Raw genomic sequence first — 13827 nt, 5'->3', positions numbered from 1 at the left:
ATGGCTTATATCACCGCTATGCCGCCGCGCCTCCGACCTACCCGCCTGGAATACGTCGTCGACGGCGTGAAGCTGCGAAGCCAGCTGACCACCGCCTGGCTGGAGAACCTGCACAGCGAGCAGGTGCAGCGAAAGGCGGCGCTGGATATCCTCAAGGCGGCGCTGTTCCGCGGCCGGATGATCGCCAAGGAGCGGCTGGAGAACGGCGCCGGCGGGATCGAGACCGCCCGGCTGCTGTCCGGGGTCACCGACGAGGTGATCACCGCGCTCTACGACTTCGTGACCGTCCACGTGTACCGCGCCCGCAACCCCAGCGAGGGCGAGCGGCTGGCGGTGATGGCGGTCGGCGGCTACGGGCGCGAGACCCTGGCGCCGTTCTCGGACATCGATCTGCTGTTCGTGCGGCCCTACAAGCAGACCGCCCATACCGAGAGCGTGATCGAGTACATGCTCTACGCGCTGTGGGACCTCGGCTTCAAAGTCGGCCACGCCTCGCGGACGATCGAAGAGTGCATGCGGCTGTCGCGCGAGGACTTCACCATCCGCACCTCGATCCTTGAGGCCCGCCGGCTGACCGGCGACCAGGCCTTGGCGGACGAGCTGATCCGCCGCTTCCAGACCGAGGTGGTGAAGGGCACCGGCCCGGAGTTCGTCGCCGCCAAGCTGAAGGAGCGCGACGAGCGGCACGCCCGCGCCGGCTCCAGCCGCTACCTGGTCGAGCCCAACGTCAAGGAAGGCAAGGGCGGCCTGCGCGACCTCAACACCCTGTTCTGGATCGCCCAGTACCTGCACCCAGGCGAACCGATCGAGAAGGTCATGCAGCTCGAGATGTTCGAGCGGCGCGAGGTGCGCGCCTTCCTCAAGGCCTTCGACTTCCTGTGGGCGGTGCGCAGCCACCTGCATTTCGCCACCGGCCGCCCCGAGGAGCGGCTGTCGTTCGACCTGCAGCCGGAGATCGCCCGGCGGATGGGCTACGGCGACCGCGGCGATGCGCCGGCGGTCGAGCGCTTCATGCGCCGCTACTTCCTGGTGGCCAAGGAGGTCGGCACCCTGACCCGGGTGTTCGCCGCCAAGCTCGAGGCCGAGCAGGTGAAGAGCGCGCCGAAGGGCATCTCGCGGCTGCTGCCGCACCGCAAGCCGCCGAAGGTCAAGCCGCTCGACGAGCCGGGCTTCCATGAGCTCGGCGGCCGGCTGAACGTCGACGGGCCGCAGACCTTCGAGAGCGATCCGATCAATCTGCTGCGGCTGTTCCGCCTGGCCGACCGGCGCAACCTCGACCTGCATCCCGACGCCTTCACCCTGGCCAACCGCGGCCAGCTGCTGATCACCTCGGCGGTGCGCCGCGACCGCCACGCCGCCAAGGTGTTCCTCGACATCCTCGCGCGCGGTCGCGACCCGCAGCGGACGCTGACCCTGATGAACGAGGCCGGGGTGCTCGGTCGCTTCATCCCCGAGTGGGGCCGCATCGTCGCCCAGATGCAGTTCAACATGTACCACTCGTACACGGTGGACGAGCACACCCTGCGGGCGGTCGGGGTGATCGCCGACATCGCCGCCGGCCGCCTCGGCGAGGACCACCCGCTGTCGACCCAGATCATGCCGCTGATCGATGACCGCGAGGCGCTGTTCCTGGCGATGCTGCTGCACGACACCGGCAAGGGCGGGGCCGGCGGCCAGGAGAAGGCCGGCGCGCGCGCCGCCCGCCAGGCCTGCGAGCGGCTCGGGCTGGAGCGTTCGAAGATCGAACTGGTCGCCTGGCTGGTCGAACACCACCTGGTGATGAGCGACTACGCCCAGAAGCGCGACGTCTCCGACCCGCGCACCGTCGCCGACTTCGCAAGCATCGTGCAGACGCCGGAGCGGCTGCGGCTGCTGCTGGTGCTGACCACCGCCGACATCCGCGCGGTCGGCCCGGGCGTCTGGAACGGCTGGAAGGGCCAGCTGATGCGCGAGCTCTACATGGCCACCGAGGCGGTGTTCCGCGGCGGCCGCGGCTCCGACGCAGCGGCGGCGCTGAAGCGCTACTACGAAAACCAGGCCTATGACGCCCGGGTGCAGATCGCCAAGGCCGACAGCTCGGCCGAGCCGTGGGCGGATTCGATGGAGGACGCCTATCTCAGCGCCTTCTCGACCCAGGAGGTGCTGGCGCACGCCAGGCTCGCCGCCCGCGCCGACGCATCCGAGGGCGCGGCGGCCGAGGGTCGGATCGTCACCGCGCGCAACGCCGCCGAGGTGGTGGTCGCCGCCGCCGACCGTCCGCGGCTGTTCGCCGATCTCGCGGCGGCGGTCACCGCGTCCGGCGCCAACGTCGTCGGTGCGCGGGTGTTCACCTCGCGGCGCGGCCAGGCGCTCGACGTCTTCTATGTGCAGGATGTGACCGGCCAGCCGTTCGGCAGCGACACGCCGAAGGCGCTGGAGCGGCTCGCCCAGACGTTGGAGGCCGCCGCGCGCGGTGAGCCGACGACGCGCGAGGCGCGGCGCACGCCGGACCTCGGCCGCGCCGCGGCCTTCTCCATCACCCCGACGGTGATGCTGGACAACGACGCCTCGGAGACCTCGACGGTGGTCGAGGCCTCGGGCCGCGACCGGCCGGGTCTGCTGGCGGCGCTTGCCGGCACGCTGTCGGACGCGGACCTCTCGATCCTCTCGGCGCACATCGACAGCTACGGGGAGCGCGCGGTCGACGCCTTCTATGTGGTGACGCCGGACGGCCGGAAGCTGACCGACGCGCGCAAGAAGACCGCCCTGAAGGCGGCGCTCGAGACGGCGCTCGGCGACGAGGGCGACACCCAGGGGCGGCGCGCCAATTTGCAGCGCGCGCGGGCCAGCGTCGCACGCTAGGTTGCGCTCCGTTTTTCCCAGGATTCGCCGCCCCGTGACCGAGACGAAGCCGCTGTCCGCCAGCGAGACCCGGGCGACCGGACCGGAGTCCGCGCCGCCCCCGGCCAAGGTCCCGGCGAAGAGCGGCGGCCTGCTGCGCTCGTCGATGATCTATTCCGGCCTGACGCTGATCAGCCGGTTCATGGGCCTGGCGCGCGACCTGGTGATCACCGCCCGCCTCGGCGCCAGCCAGACCATCGCCGCCGACGCCTACTACACGGCGCTGACCTTCCCGAACCTGTTCCGCCGGATCTTCGCCGAGGGCGCCTTCGCCGCGGCCTTCGTGCCCGACTATTCGAAGAAGCTGGCCGGCGAGGGCAAGGAGGCGGCCGACCGCTTCGCCGCCGACGCGCTGGCCACCGTCGCCGCCGCCACGGTCGCGCTGACCATCGTCTGCCAGCTGGCCATGCCCTGGCTGATGATGGCCTACAGCTACGGCTACGTCGCCGACCCCGAGAAGTTCAAGCTGGCGGTGCTGCTCACCCAGATCACCATGCCCTACCTGCCGTGCATGGCGATCGCCGCGCTGCTGGCTGGCGTGTTGACCGCCCGCGGCCGGTTCATCATCTACGGCTTCTACCCGACAATCCTGAACGTGGTGATGCTGGCGGTGGTGCTGCCGCAGCACGACCCGACCCGCGCCGCCGTCGCCGCCTCGATCGGCGTGGTGGTGGCCGGGGTCGCCCAGGCGGCGCTCTGCTGGTGGGGCGCGCATCGAGCCGGCGCGCGGATCCATGTGCGGCACCTGCGGCTGACGCCGGAGATCCGCCAGCTGGTCCGCCGCATGGTGCCCGGGGTGATCGCCTCCAGCGCCACCCAGATCAATCTGTTCATCTCCGCCATCCTGGCCTCGAAGGTCGCCGGCATGCGGGTGTGGTTGAATGTCGCCGAGCGCTTCTACCAGCTGCCGCTCAGCCTGATCGGGGTGGCGATCGGCGTCGCCCTGCTGCCCCGGCTCGCCACCGCGCTGCAGCGCAACGAGCACGGCGACGTCCAGGGCTCGCTGGACCAGGCGATCGTCTTCGGCATGGCGCTCTGCCTGCCGGCGGCGGCCGCGCTGATGGCCATGCCGGGCTATCTGGTCGAGGGCCTGTTCGCGCGCGGCAACTTCACCGCGGAAGACGCGGCCAATTCGGCGAAGCTGCTGTTCCATTACGGCTGGGGCGTGCCGGCCTTCGTGCTGATCAAGATCCTGCAGCCGGCCTTCTTCGCCCGCGGCGACACCAAGACGCCGATGCGCTTCTCGCTGATCTCGGTGGCGGTGAACATCGTCCTCGGCGTGGCGCTGTTTCACACCATCGGCTTCCAGGGGATCGCGCTGTCGACCACCATCGCCTCCTGGATCACCGTGCTGCAGATGGCGGTCTGCCTGAAGCGCGACGACATCTACCAGCCAAGCGCCAAGGCCTGGGGCAAGCTGATCCGGGTGGTGCTGGCCTGCCTCGGCATGGGCGGCTTCCTGGCGTTCGCCTCGCACTCGCGCGGCACGCTCGAGGGCGCGGTCGGCGGCGTGCTGGCGGGCGGGGCCAAGGAGATCACCGTGCTGGCGGCCTGCCTGGCGGGCGCGGCGCTCTATGCGGTGCTGCTGTTCGCGTTCGGCGGCGTCACCCCGGCGGAGGCCAAGGCGGCGCTGCGCCGGCGCAAGGGCGACAAGGCGATCCCCGCGGGCGAGCTCTGAGGCGCGCCGGCCCGGGACTTGCCCCCGGGCCGCTCTGGGCCTATTCGCTCGGCCATGGCTCATCCCGGTCGCAACACCTGGCGATGGCGCTGAGGCGCCTCATCCCGCCTGCGCGCAGCTGCGCGCCCGTTCGCGTCCCTCTTTCCTCAAAGCCCTAAAGCCAGACCCATGACCGACCAGCCCCCGGCCCCCTACGCGGGTCCCCAGCGCGTGCTCTCCGGCGTGCAGCCCTCCGGCAACCTGCACCTCGGCAACTATCTCGGCGCGCTCGTAAAGTTCGCCCGCCTGCAGCACGAGATCGAGACCTTCATCTTCGTCGCCGACCTGCACGCCATCACCGTGTGGCAGGACCCGGCGAAGCTGAAAGACCAGGTCCGCGAGATCGCCGCCGCCTATCTGGCGACCGGCCTCGACCCCAAGGTGGCGACCATCTTCGCGCAATCCGCAGTGCCGGCGCACGCCGAGCTGGCCTGGGTGTTCAACTGCGTGGCCCGTCTCGGCTGGCTCGACCGCATGACCCAGTTCAAGGACAAGGCCGGCAAGCACAAGGAGCGCGAGAGCGTCGGGCTCTACACCTACCCGGTGCTGCAGGCGGCCGACATCCTGGTCTACAAGGCGACCCACGTGCCGGTCGGCGAGGACCAGAAGCAGCACCTCGAACTGACCCGCGACATCGCCCAGAAGTTCAACAACGACTTCTCCGCCCCGGGTTTCTTCCCGCTGCCGGAACCGGTCACCCAAGGCCCCGGCGCGCGGGTGATGAGCCTGCGCGACGGCTCAGCCAAGATGAGCAAGTCGGACCCGTCCGAGTACTCGCGCATCAACCTGACCGACGACGCCGACGCCATCGCCCAGAAGGTGCGCAAGGCGCGCACCGACGCCGAGCCGCTGCCGGAGACGTCCGAGGGACTGGAATCCCGGCCCGAGGCGCGCAACCTGGTCGGCATCTACGCCGCGCTGGCCGGCGTCAGCGAGGCCCAGGTGCTGGCCGAGTACGCTGGTCAGGGCTTCGGCGCCTTCAAGCCGAAGCTGGCCGACCTCGCGGTCGACAAGCTCGGCCCGATCGGCGGCGAGATGCGCCGGCTGCTCGCCGATCCGGCGGAGATCGACCGGATCCTGGGCGCTGGGGCCGAGCGCGCCAACGCCGTCGCCCGGCCGACCCTGGCCGAGGTGAAGAAGCTCGTCGGCTATTGGGCTGGTTGAGGCCGAACGCCCGGTCATCCCGGATCCGCGCGCCCGCGCGGATCCGGGATGACGGTCGCTAAGACTTCGACAAGGAGACCGCGCCCAAGGTCGTGACGAGGTTTGCGTCGGGGCGGGTCATGAGCAGGCTGGACTTCTCGCACGTTCGATCAATGTCGGAGGTGGAGCGGCTGATAGCGAGCGGAAGCCTCGTAACGGCTCTTCTTCTTCCGTGCGAACTCGGCGGCGAAGAGGTCCCGCAAAACGTCGTCTATGTGCCTCCGGAGACTCTGGCCGCTCAGCGGCCGATCATCGAGCGTATCGAACACTCGGTGAGTCAGGGGCTGGTCACCGAGCTGGACGTGCGCCCTGAATACCGTGGCGACAGTTTGGTGCCATTCCGCATCTTCTATCAGGCGACCCATTTGCAAGACCTGGGACCCGTGTCGGTGCTGCAGATCTGGTAGCTCTGGGCGATTTCGAGCGCCGCGCAGCGGGGCGCTTAACGCCGCTGGCTGTTTGCGACATCTGAGATGTCTCTTCCGAGCGGCCTGCGCTTGCACCGATCTCTCCGACGGGCCACATCAGGCGCATGTTCATTCAGACCGAAGCCACGCCCAATCCCGAGGTGCTGAAGTTCCTTCCCGGCCGCGAGGTCATGGGCGAGGGCGCGCGCGACTTCCGCGACGCCGGCGAGGCGGGCGCCTCGCCGCTGGCCGCCGAGATCTTCAGCGTCGACGGAGTGCGGCGGGTCTATTACGGCCCCGACTTCCTGACCGTCGAAAAGGCCGCCGACATCGACTGGGCGGTGCTCAAGGCGCCGATCCTGGCGGCGATCATGGACCACTTCACCGCCGGCGCGCCGTTGTTCGCCGCCGCGGGCGAGGCCGCCGCGATGGGCCACGGCGAGGGCGACTACGAGGGCGAGACCGCCCAGATCGTCGCCGAGATCAAGGATCTGCTCGACACCCGCATCCGTCCGGCGGTGGCCCAGGACGGCGGCGACATCCTGTTCGACCGCTTCGATCCGAACACCGGCGTGGTCTGGCTGCACATGCGCGGCGCCTGCTCCGGCTGCCCGTCGTCGTCGGCGACGTTGAAGGCCGGCGTCGAGAACATGCTGAAGCACTACGTGCCCGAGGTGACCGGGGTCGAGCAGACTCTCTGATCCGCAAGACCGGCGCGCGATGATCGTCCTCGGACTCGACACCTGCCTGACGGCCTGCTCGGTCGCCGTGTGCGACGGCGCGCGCGTGCTCGCCTACGAGTCCGAGGCCATGGCCCGCGGCCACCAGGAGCGGCTGGCGCCGATGGCCGAGCGGGTGATGGCCCACGCCGGCCTGCCGTTCGCCGCGCTGGAGCGGATCGGCGTGACCGTCGGGCCGGGGTCGTTCACCGGCCTGCGCGTCGGCCTGGCCTTCGCCAAGGGGCTGGCCGCCGCGCTCGGCTCGCCGCTGGCCGGCGTCGGCGCGCTCGAAGCGCTGGCCGCCGAGGCCGACGGCCTGACCTTCGCGGTCATCGATGCGCGCCGCGATCAGGTCTACCTGCAGGGCTTCGAGGACGGCCGCCCGCTGATGGCCCCTGACGCGTTGGAGCTCGGCGCCGCCGCCGCCCGCGTGGCCGAGATCGCCGCCGGCCGGTCGCTGACCCTGGTCGGCTCCGGCGCGCCGCTGCTGGCCGACGTGGCGCCCGGCGCCCGGGTGCTGACGCCCGAGGGCGCCGACGCGCGATGGGTCGCCCGGCTCGCCGCCGTCCGCGCCCCGGGCCCCGCCCGGCCGCTCTATCTGCGCGCGCCCGACGCTCGGTTGCCGGCGTGAGGCTGGTCTGGACCACTCCGGCCGACGCCGCCGCCATGGCCGCGGTGCACGCCCAGGCCTTCCCCGCGCCCTGGGATGCGGCCGCCTTCAGCGAGTTGATGGACGGCGCCGGCGTGTTCGGCCTGCTGGCCGGCGAGGACCCGGTGCTCGGGGTCATCCTCTGCCGGGTCGCGGCGGGCGAGATGGAGGTGCTGACCATCGGCGTCGATCCGGCGGCGCGCCGCCGCGGCGTCGCCAAGGCGCTGGTGGTGGCCGCGGTCGGCGCCGCGCGCCAGGCCGGCGCCGACACCGCGTTTCTGGAAGTGGCGGTGGACAACGCCGCCGCCGCCGCTCTTTATGCCGGCCTGGGCTTCCGCCGCGCGGGAGTCAGGCGCGGCTACTACGACCGTGGCGCTGCGGGTCGGGCTGACGCGCTTGTGATGCGTCTCGACCTCTCCGCTTCTTAGACGTATCAAGTTTCAATATGGACATGGAGCCGAGGCCTGTGCCGGACCGGATCGAACAGCTCTGCATCGAAAAAGGCATGCGCATGACCGAGCAGCGCCGGGTGATCGCCCGCGTGCTGTCGGACGCCCACGACCACCCCGACGTCGAGGAGCTGCATCGCCGCGCCCACGCGGTCGATCCGCACATCTCGATCGCCACCGTCTACCGGACCGTGCGCCTGCTGGAGGAAAGCGGGATCATCACCCGCCACGACTTCCGCGATGGCCGCTCGCGCTATGAGGAGCACGGCGACGAGCACCACGACCACCTGATCGACCTAAAGACCGGCAAGGTCGTCGAGTTCGTCGACAAGGAGATCGAGGAGCTGCAGGAGGCGATCGCCAAGCGCCTCGGCTACAAGCTGGTCGAGCACCGGCTGGAGCTCTACGCGGTGCCGATCGAGGATTAGGGCGGGGATTCCAGCCGCGGAGGCTGCGGGCTTCAACCCCCTCAGTCCCTTCGGGACAGCTCCCCCTAGGGGGAGCACCTAAGGCCGCGAACTTGCACAGGCTTCCCAGCGCCCCCATAACGCCGTCCATGTCCGAGACCGCGCCGCTGAAGCGCCTCTACATCAAGACCTACGGCTGTCAGATGAACGTCTACGACAGCGAGCGCATGGCCGACGTGCTGGCGCCGCTGGGCTATGGCATGACCGACAGCCCCGAGGGTGCGGACCTGGTGGTGCTCAACACTTGCCACATCCGCGAGAAGGCGACCGAGAAGGTCTATTCCGAGCTCGGCCAGATCAAGCGGCTGAAGGAGACGAAGCGCGCCGAGGGCGGGGCGATGACGATCGCCGTCGCCGGCTGCGTCGCCCAGGCCGAGGGCGAGGAGATCCTCCGCCGCCAGCCCGCCGTCGACCTGGTGGTCGGCCCGCAGGCCTATCACCAGCTGCCGGAGCTGATCGCCCGCGCCCACCGCGCCCGCGGCGAGCGGCTCGCCGCCGCCTTCGCGCCCGAGGAGAAGTTCGACGCGCTGAGCGTCGAGCGCCGGCCGACCGGCGTCACCGCCTTCCTGACGGTGCAGGAGGGCTGCGACAAGTTCTGCACCTTCTGCGTCGTGCCCTACACCCGCGGCGGCGAGTGGTCGCGTCCGGCCGAGACGATCGAGGCCGAGGCCCGGTCGCTGGCGGAGAAGGGCGTGCGCGAAGTCACCCTGCTCGGCCAGAACGTCAACGCCTACGCCGGGGAGGGCGGCCTGGCCGGCCTGGTCCGGCGGCTGGCGACGATCCCCGGGCTCGACCGCATCCGCTACACCACCAGCCATCCGCGCGACATGGACGAGGCGCTGATCGCCGCCCATGCCGAGGTCGAGGCGCTAATGCCCTACCTGCATCTGCCGGTGCAGGCCGGGTCGGACCGCATCCTCAAGGCGATGAATCGGGCGCACACCGCCGACAGCTATCTGCGGCTGATCGAGAAGATCCGCGCCGCCCGGCCGGACATCGCCATCAGCGGCGACTTCATCGTCGGCTTCCCCGGCGAGCGCGACGCGGATTTCGAGGCGACCCTGCAGCTGGTCCGCGAAGTCGGCCACGCCAGCGCGTTTTCGTTCAAATACTCGCGCCGACCTGGCACGCCGGCCGCGGCCATGCCGGGCCAGGTGGCCGAAGAGGTCAAGGACGAGCGGCTCGCCAGGCTCAACGCCCTGCTTGACGAGCAGCGGTTGGCGTTCAACGCCGCCCAGGTCGGCCGCACCCTGCCGGTTCTTTTTGAGAAGCTCGGCCGCCACCCTGGTCAAATCATCGGCCGCAGTCCCTATCTCCAGTCGGTGCACGTCGCGGCTCCCGATCGGCTGATCGGCGAGATCGTTCCCGTGCGCATCGAAAGCTCGGCCAGCAACAGCCTGGCCGGCGCCCTGGACCTGGAGACCGTTTGAGCCGCGCGCCTGAATTCCTGCCGATGTCCGACGCCGCCGTCCGTGCGGTGGCCGGAGCCAACAGCCGCCATGCGGCGCTGATCGAGGACGCCTTCGGCGTGCTGGTCGAGACCCCCGGCGGCGGCGTGTCGCTGAGCGGCGACGCGCGCGCCCGGGCGCAGGCGAAGAAGGCCGTGCAGGCGATCGCCGACCGCGCCGACCAGGGCCTGGAGATCGCCGAGGCCGACGTCCGCGTCGCCATCGGCCACGCCCGCTCGGGCCATGGCGCGCCCGGCGGCGCTCTGCCGATCGGACGCCGCGGCCAGGTCGCGCCGAAGACCGCCACCCAGGCGGAATACCTGCAGGCGCTGGCCGCCGACGACCTGGTGTTCGGCCTGGGCCCGGCCGGCACCGGCAAGACCTTCCTCGCCGTGGCGCACGGCGCGGGCCTGCTGCTGCGCGGCGACGTCGATCGGCTGATCGTCTCGCGCCCGGCGGTCGAGGCCGGCGAGCGGCTGGGCTTTCTGCCGGGCGACATGAACGAGAAGGTTGACCCCTACATGGCGCCGGTCTGGGAGGCGCTGACAGACATCCTCGGCGCCGAGCAGCTGCGTCGACGGCGCGAGAAGGGCGAGATCGAGGTCGCGCCGATCGCCTTCCTCCGCGGCCGCACGCTGAGCCACGCCTTCGTCATCGTCGACGAGGCGCAGAACGCCAGCCGCGCGCAGATGAAGATGGTGCTGACCCGGATCGGCGAAGGCTCGCGCATGGCGGTGACCGGCGACCCGACCCAGATCGACCTGCCGAACCCGCAGGATTCCGGCCTGGCCCACGCCGTCGGCCTGCTGGAAGGCGTCAAGGGCATCGGCGTGGTCCGGTTCGGCGCCGAGGACGTGGTGCGCCACCCGCTGGTCGAGCGGATCGTGCGCGCCTACGACGCCGACGCGGCCAAGCGCGGGCGCACCGTGTGATCGAGATCGAGATCGAGGATCCGGCCTGGACCGCGGCGTTGCCGCAGGCCGAGGCGCTGGTGAGGGCGGCCGCCCTGGCGGCGCTGGAGCAGGACGGGGCGCAGGACGAAGGCGTGGTGCTGCTGCTCACCGATGATGCGGCGGTGCAGGATCTCAACGCCCGGTTCCGGTCGAAAGACCAGCCGACCAATGTTCTGTCGTTTCCGGCCCCGCCGAATCTCGAGCGCCATTTGGGCGACGTGGCGCTGGCCTTTGGCGTCTGCGCGCGTGAAGCTGCCGAGCAGAGCAAGCCGCTGGCCAATCATTTGCAGCATCTGGTGGCGCACGGCGTACTGCACCTTTTAGGATACGACCACATGAGCGATGATGAGGCCGAAGCTATGGAAGGCCTCGAACGCGTCGTCCTGGCCGGGCTAGGGGTGCCGGATCCCTACCAGGCGGACGGAAGGGACCATGACTGACCCCGACCCCTCAAGTAGCAACGACCCCCGGACCAAGGGCCGCGGGGTCATGGCTATCTTCAACACCCTCTTCCGCAAGAACCACGGCGAGGGCGAGTCCCATGCCGAGGAGCACGAGACGCCGGAGACCGGCGAGCTCGTCAGCCACGCCCGGGAGTTCCAGGACCTGCGGGTCGAGGACGTGATGACGCCGCGGGCGGACATCGTCGCGATCGAGCAGAGCAGCGGGTTCGCCGAAGTCGTCGCCCGCTTCGTGGAGGCCGAGCATTCGCGGATGCCGGTCTACCAGGAGACGCTCGACGAGCCGGTCGGACTGGTCCACGTCAAGGACGTGTTCAAGCTGCTGGCGCGCAAGACCGGCGGGCCGGCGGCGAACGACCAGATCCTGCAGGACGGGCGGCGCATCCTGCGCAAGCTGCTGTTCGTGCCGGGCTCGATGCGCGCCTCCGAACTGCTCGCCCTGATGCGCGGCCGGCGCACCCACATGGCGCTGGTGATCGACGAGTTCGGCGGCACCGACGGGCTGGTCACCTTGGAAGACCTGCTGGAGCGGCTGGTCGGCGACATCTCCGACGAGCACGACGTCGAGTCCGACCAGGGCTTCGCGCCGATCGCCGAGGACGCCATGGGCTGGATTGCCGACGGCCGCGTGCCGCTCGAGGAGCTGGAGGCGGCGATGGGCGCCGGCGTCGACCTGGCCCCGCCCGACCTCGACGAGGAAATCGACACCGTCGCCGGCCTGGTGAACGCGCTGGCCGGCCGCGTGCCGCAGCGCGGCGAGGAGATCGAGCATCCCGGCGGCTTCGCCATCGAAGTGCTGGCCGCCGATCCGCGGCGGGTGAAGCGGGTCCGGGTCCGCCGCGCCGCCGCGCCGGCGGCCGGGGCGCAGGCTTGAGCGCCGCGGCGTGAAGCGGCGCTCAGCGTGGCCTGAACGCGGCCTGGCGCTGCTCGCCGGCCTGGCGGCCGGGTTCGCCCATCCGCCGTTCGGCCTGATCGTCGGCCTGCTGGGCTACGCCCTGATGCTGCGGATGGTCGACGCGCCCGCCGAGCGGCCGCTCAGGCAGGCTTTCTTCCGCGGCTGGCTCGCCGGGCTCGGGTTCTTCGCCGTCAGCGTCTGGTGGATCGTCGAGCCGTTCATGGTCGACGCCGCGACCCAGGGCTGGATGGCCCCGTTCGCCTTGCTGTTGCTAGCCGGCGGGCTGGCGCTGTTCTGGGGCGCCGCGGCCTCGCTCTATCGCGCCCTGAAGCCGCACGGGTTCATACGAGTGCTGGTGTTCGCCGGCTGCCTGGCCGGCTTCGAATGGCTGCGCGGCCATGTGCTGACGGGGTTTCCCTGGAATCCTCCGGGATCCAGCTGGCGGGCGGGCTCGGCGCCGTCGCAGATCGCCGCGGTGGTTGGCGTCTACGGCCTGAGCTGGATCACCCTGGCGATCGCCAGCGCGCCGGCGCTGCTGTTCGACGCGCGGCCGCGCGCGGCCCGCGCCATGGCCCTGGGCGCCGCCGTGCTGGCGCTGGTCGGCCTCTACGGCTTCGGCGCGGCGCGGCTTGCAGGCGCCCAGCCGGCGTCGGCGTCGGCCCCGATGATCCGCGTCGTGCAGGCCAACATCGACCAGAAGGAGAAGTGGCGGCCGGAGAACCTCGACTCGATCTTCGCCACCTATCTCGAGCTGTCGCGCCGGCCCGCCGCGGTGCAGCCGGACATCGTCGTCTGGCCGGAGGGCGCGCTGCCGGCGGTGGTCGACCAGCTGCTGGCCCCCGGCCTGCCCTATGCGCCGGCGCTGACGGCGACCTTCGCCCCGGGCCAGAGCCTGCTGATGGGGGCCAACCGCGCCGAGCGCGGACCGGACGGCGAATACCGCTACTTCAACAGCCTGGTCGCCTTCCGCCGCGAGGACGTCGGCCTGCGGCTGACCGGCGTCTACGACAAGCACCACCTGGTGCCGTTCGGCGAGTACATGCCGCTCGGCGATCTGGCGACCAAGGTCGGCTTCCGCAGCTTGGTGCACATGCCGGAGGACTTCACCGCCGGTCCGCCGGCGCGGCCGATGATCGCCGCGGGCGTACCGCCGGTGCAGCCGCTGATCTGCTACGAGGCCCTGTTCCCCGGCCTGGCGCGCCGCGGCGTCGCCGAGGCCGGGGTGCGGCCGGCCTGGATCCTCAATGTCTCCAATGACGCCTGGTTCGGCATGGCCAGCGGCCCGCTGCAGCACCTCAACCTCGCCAGCTACCGGGCGATCGAGGAGGGACTGCCGATCGTCCGCGCCACCCCCACCGGGGTCTCGGCGGTGATCGACGCCTACGGCCGGTTGCTGCCGGGCGCGCGGCTGGGGCTGGGCGAGTTCGGAGTGATCGACGCCCGGCTGCCGCCGGCGCTCGCGCCGACGCCCTATGTGCGCTGGAACGACGCCGCCTTCGCGCTGATGTTGCTCGCGTCGATAGGCGCCGCGTTGGCAAATCGCGTCCGGCGAGCATGATTCCTTGAACGTCGTCGTGGA

Annotated in this window: 13 protein-coding genes; all 13 read left to right on the top strand. The window is 70.9% G+C overall.

Annotated features, from left to right (window positions below; translation table 11 throughout):
* The first annotated feature begins 18 nt into the window (after positions 1-18).
* The 13 genes from ACSQ14_RS00475 to lnt all read left to right on the top strand — a co-directional run bounded on the left by ACSQ14_RS00475 (position 19) and on the right by lnt (position 13806).
* Positions 19-2841 (top strand): [protein-PII] uridylyltransferase, encoded by a 2823-nt coding sequence (locus ACSQ14_RS00475; RefSeq protein ID WP_436015303.1) that lies wholly within the window; start codon positions 19-21, stop codon positions 2839-2841.
* Positions 2842-2875: 34 nt separating this feature from the next.
* The gene (gene murJ / locus ACSQ14_RS00470; RefSeq protein ID WP_436008633.1) at positions 2876-4558 is read left to right on the top strand and encodes a murein biosynthesis integral membrane protein MurJ; all 1683 of its coding nucleotides are present in this window, start codon (positions 2876-2878) and stop codon (positions 4556-4558) included.
* A gap of 168 nt (positions 4559-4726) precedes the next feature.
* A complete protein-coding gene (trpS, locus tag ACSQ14_RS00465; protein WP_436008631.1) occupies positions 4727-5761 on the top strand; it encodes a tryptophan--tRNA ligase in 1035 nt (344 codons plus the stop codon).
* A gap of 119 nt (positions 5762-5880) precedes the next feature.
* Positions 5881-6207, top strand: coding sequence for a hypothetical protein (locus tag ACSQ14_RS00460; protein ID WP_436008629.1), 327 nt, complete (start codon positions 5881-5883; stop codon positions 6205-6207).
* A gap of 125 nt (positions 6208-6332) precedes the next feature.
* Positions 6333-6908 carry a NifU family protein gene (locus tag ACSQ14_RS00455; RefSeq protein ID WP_436008627.1) on the top strand — a complete coding sequence of 192 codons (576 nt, stop codon included), beginning with the start codon at positions 6333-6335 and terminating at the stop codon, positions 6906-6908.
* Between the two features lie 22 nt (positions 6909-6930).
* A complete protein-coding gene (gene tsaB / locus ACSQ14_RS00450) occupies positions 6931-7557 on the top strand; it encodes a tRNA (adenosine(37)-N6)-threonylcarbamoyltransferase complex dimerization subunit type 1 TsaB (protein WP_436015301.1) in 627 nt (208 codons plus the stop codon).
* Positions 7554-8003 (top strand): GNAT family N-acetyltransferase, encoded by a 450-nt coding sequence (locus ACSQ14_RS00445; RefSeq protein ID WP_436008625.1) that lies wholly within the window; start codon positions 7554-7556, stop codon positions 8001-8003. Before tsaB ends, ACSQ14_RS00445 begins: the two co-directional genes overlap by 4 nt.
* Before the next feature lie 77 nt (positions 8004-8080).
* The gene (locus tag ACSQ14_RS00440; RefSeq protein WP_436015299.1) at positions 8081-8452 is read left to right on the top strand and encodes a Fur family transcriptional regulator; all 372 of its coding nucleotides are present in this window, start codon (positions 8081-8083) and stop codon (positions 8450-8452) included.
* A gap of 128 nt (positions 8453-8580) precedes the next feature.
* A complete protein-coding gene (miaB, locus tag ACSQ14_RS00435) occupies positions 8581-9921 on the top strand; it encodes a tRNA (N6-isopentenyl adenosine(37)-C2)-methylthiotransferase MiaB (protein ID WP_436008623.1) in 1341 nt (446 codons plus the stop codon).
* The gene (locus tag ACSQ14_RS00430; protein WP_436008621.1) at positions 9918-10871 is read left to right on the top strand and encodes a PhoH family protein; all 954 of its coding nucleotides are present in this window, start codon (positions 9918-9920) and stop codon (positions 10869-10871) included. The genes miaB and ACSQ14_RS00430 overlap by 4 nt, the downstream gene beginning before the upstream one ends.
* The gene (gene ybeY / locus ACSQ14_RS00425; protein WP_436008619.1) at positions 10868-11332 is read left to right on the top strand and encodes an rRNA maturation RNase YbeY; all 465 of its coding nucleotides are present in this window, start codon (positions 10868-10870) and stop codon (positions 11330-11332) included. Before ACSQ14_RS00430 ends, ybeY begins: the two co-directional genes overlap by 4 nt.
* Positions 11325-12227 (top strand): hemolysin family protein, encoded by a 903-nt coding sequence (locus tag ACSQ14_RS00420; RefSeq protein ID WP_436008617.1) that lies wholly within the window; start codon positions 11325-11327, stop codon positions 12225-12227. Before ybeY ends, ACSQ14_RS00420 begins: the two co-directional genes overlap by 8 nt.
* 10 nt (positions 12228-12237) lie before the next feature.
* On the top strand, positions 12238-13806 hold the full coding sequence (lnt, locus tag ACSQ14_RS00415) for an apolipoprotein N-acyltransferase (protein WP_436008615.1): 1569 nt from the start codon (positions 12238-12240) through the stop codon (positions 13804-13806).
* Positions 13807-13827 lie beyond the last annotated feature (21 nt).

Source organism: Phenylobacterium sp. LjRoot219 (assembly GCF_964252995.1).
GTDB lineage: Bacteria > Pseudomonadota > Alphaproteobacteria > Caulobacterales > Caulobacteraceae > Phenylobacterium.
The sequence above is the reverse complement of the archived record's forward strand: the minus strand, read 5'-3'. Positions and strand labels throughout refer to the sequence as shown.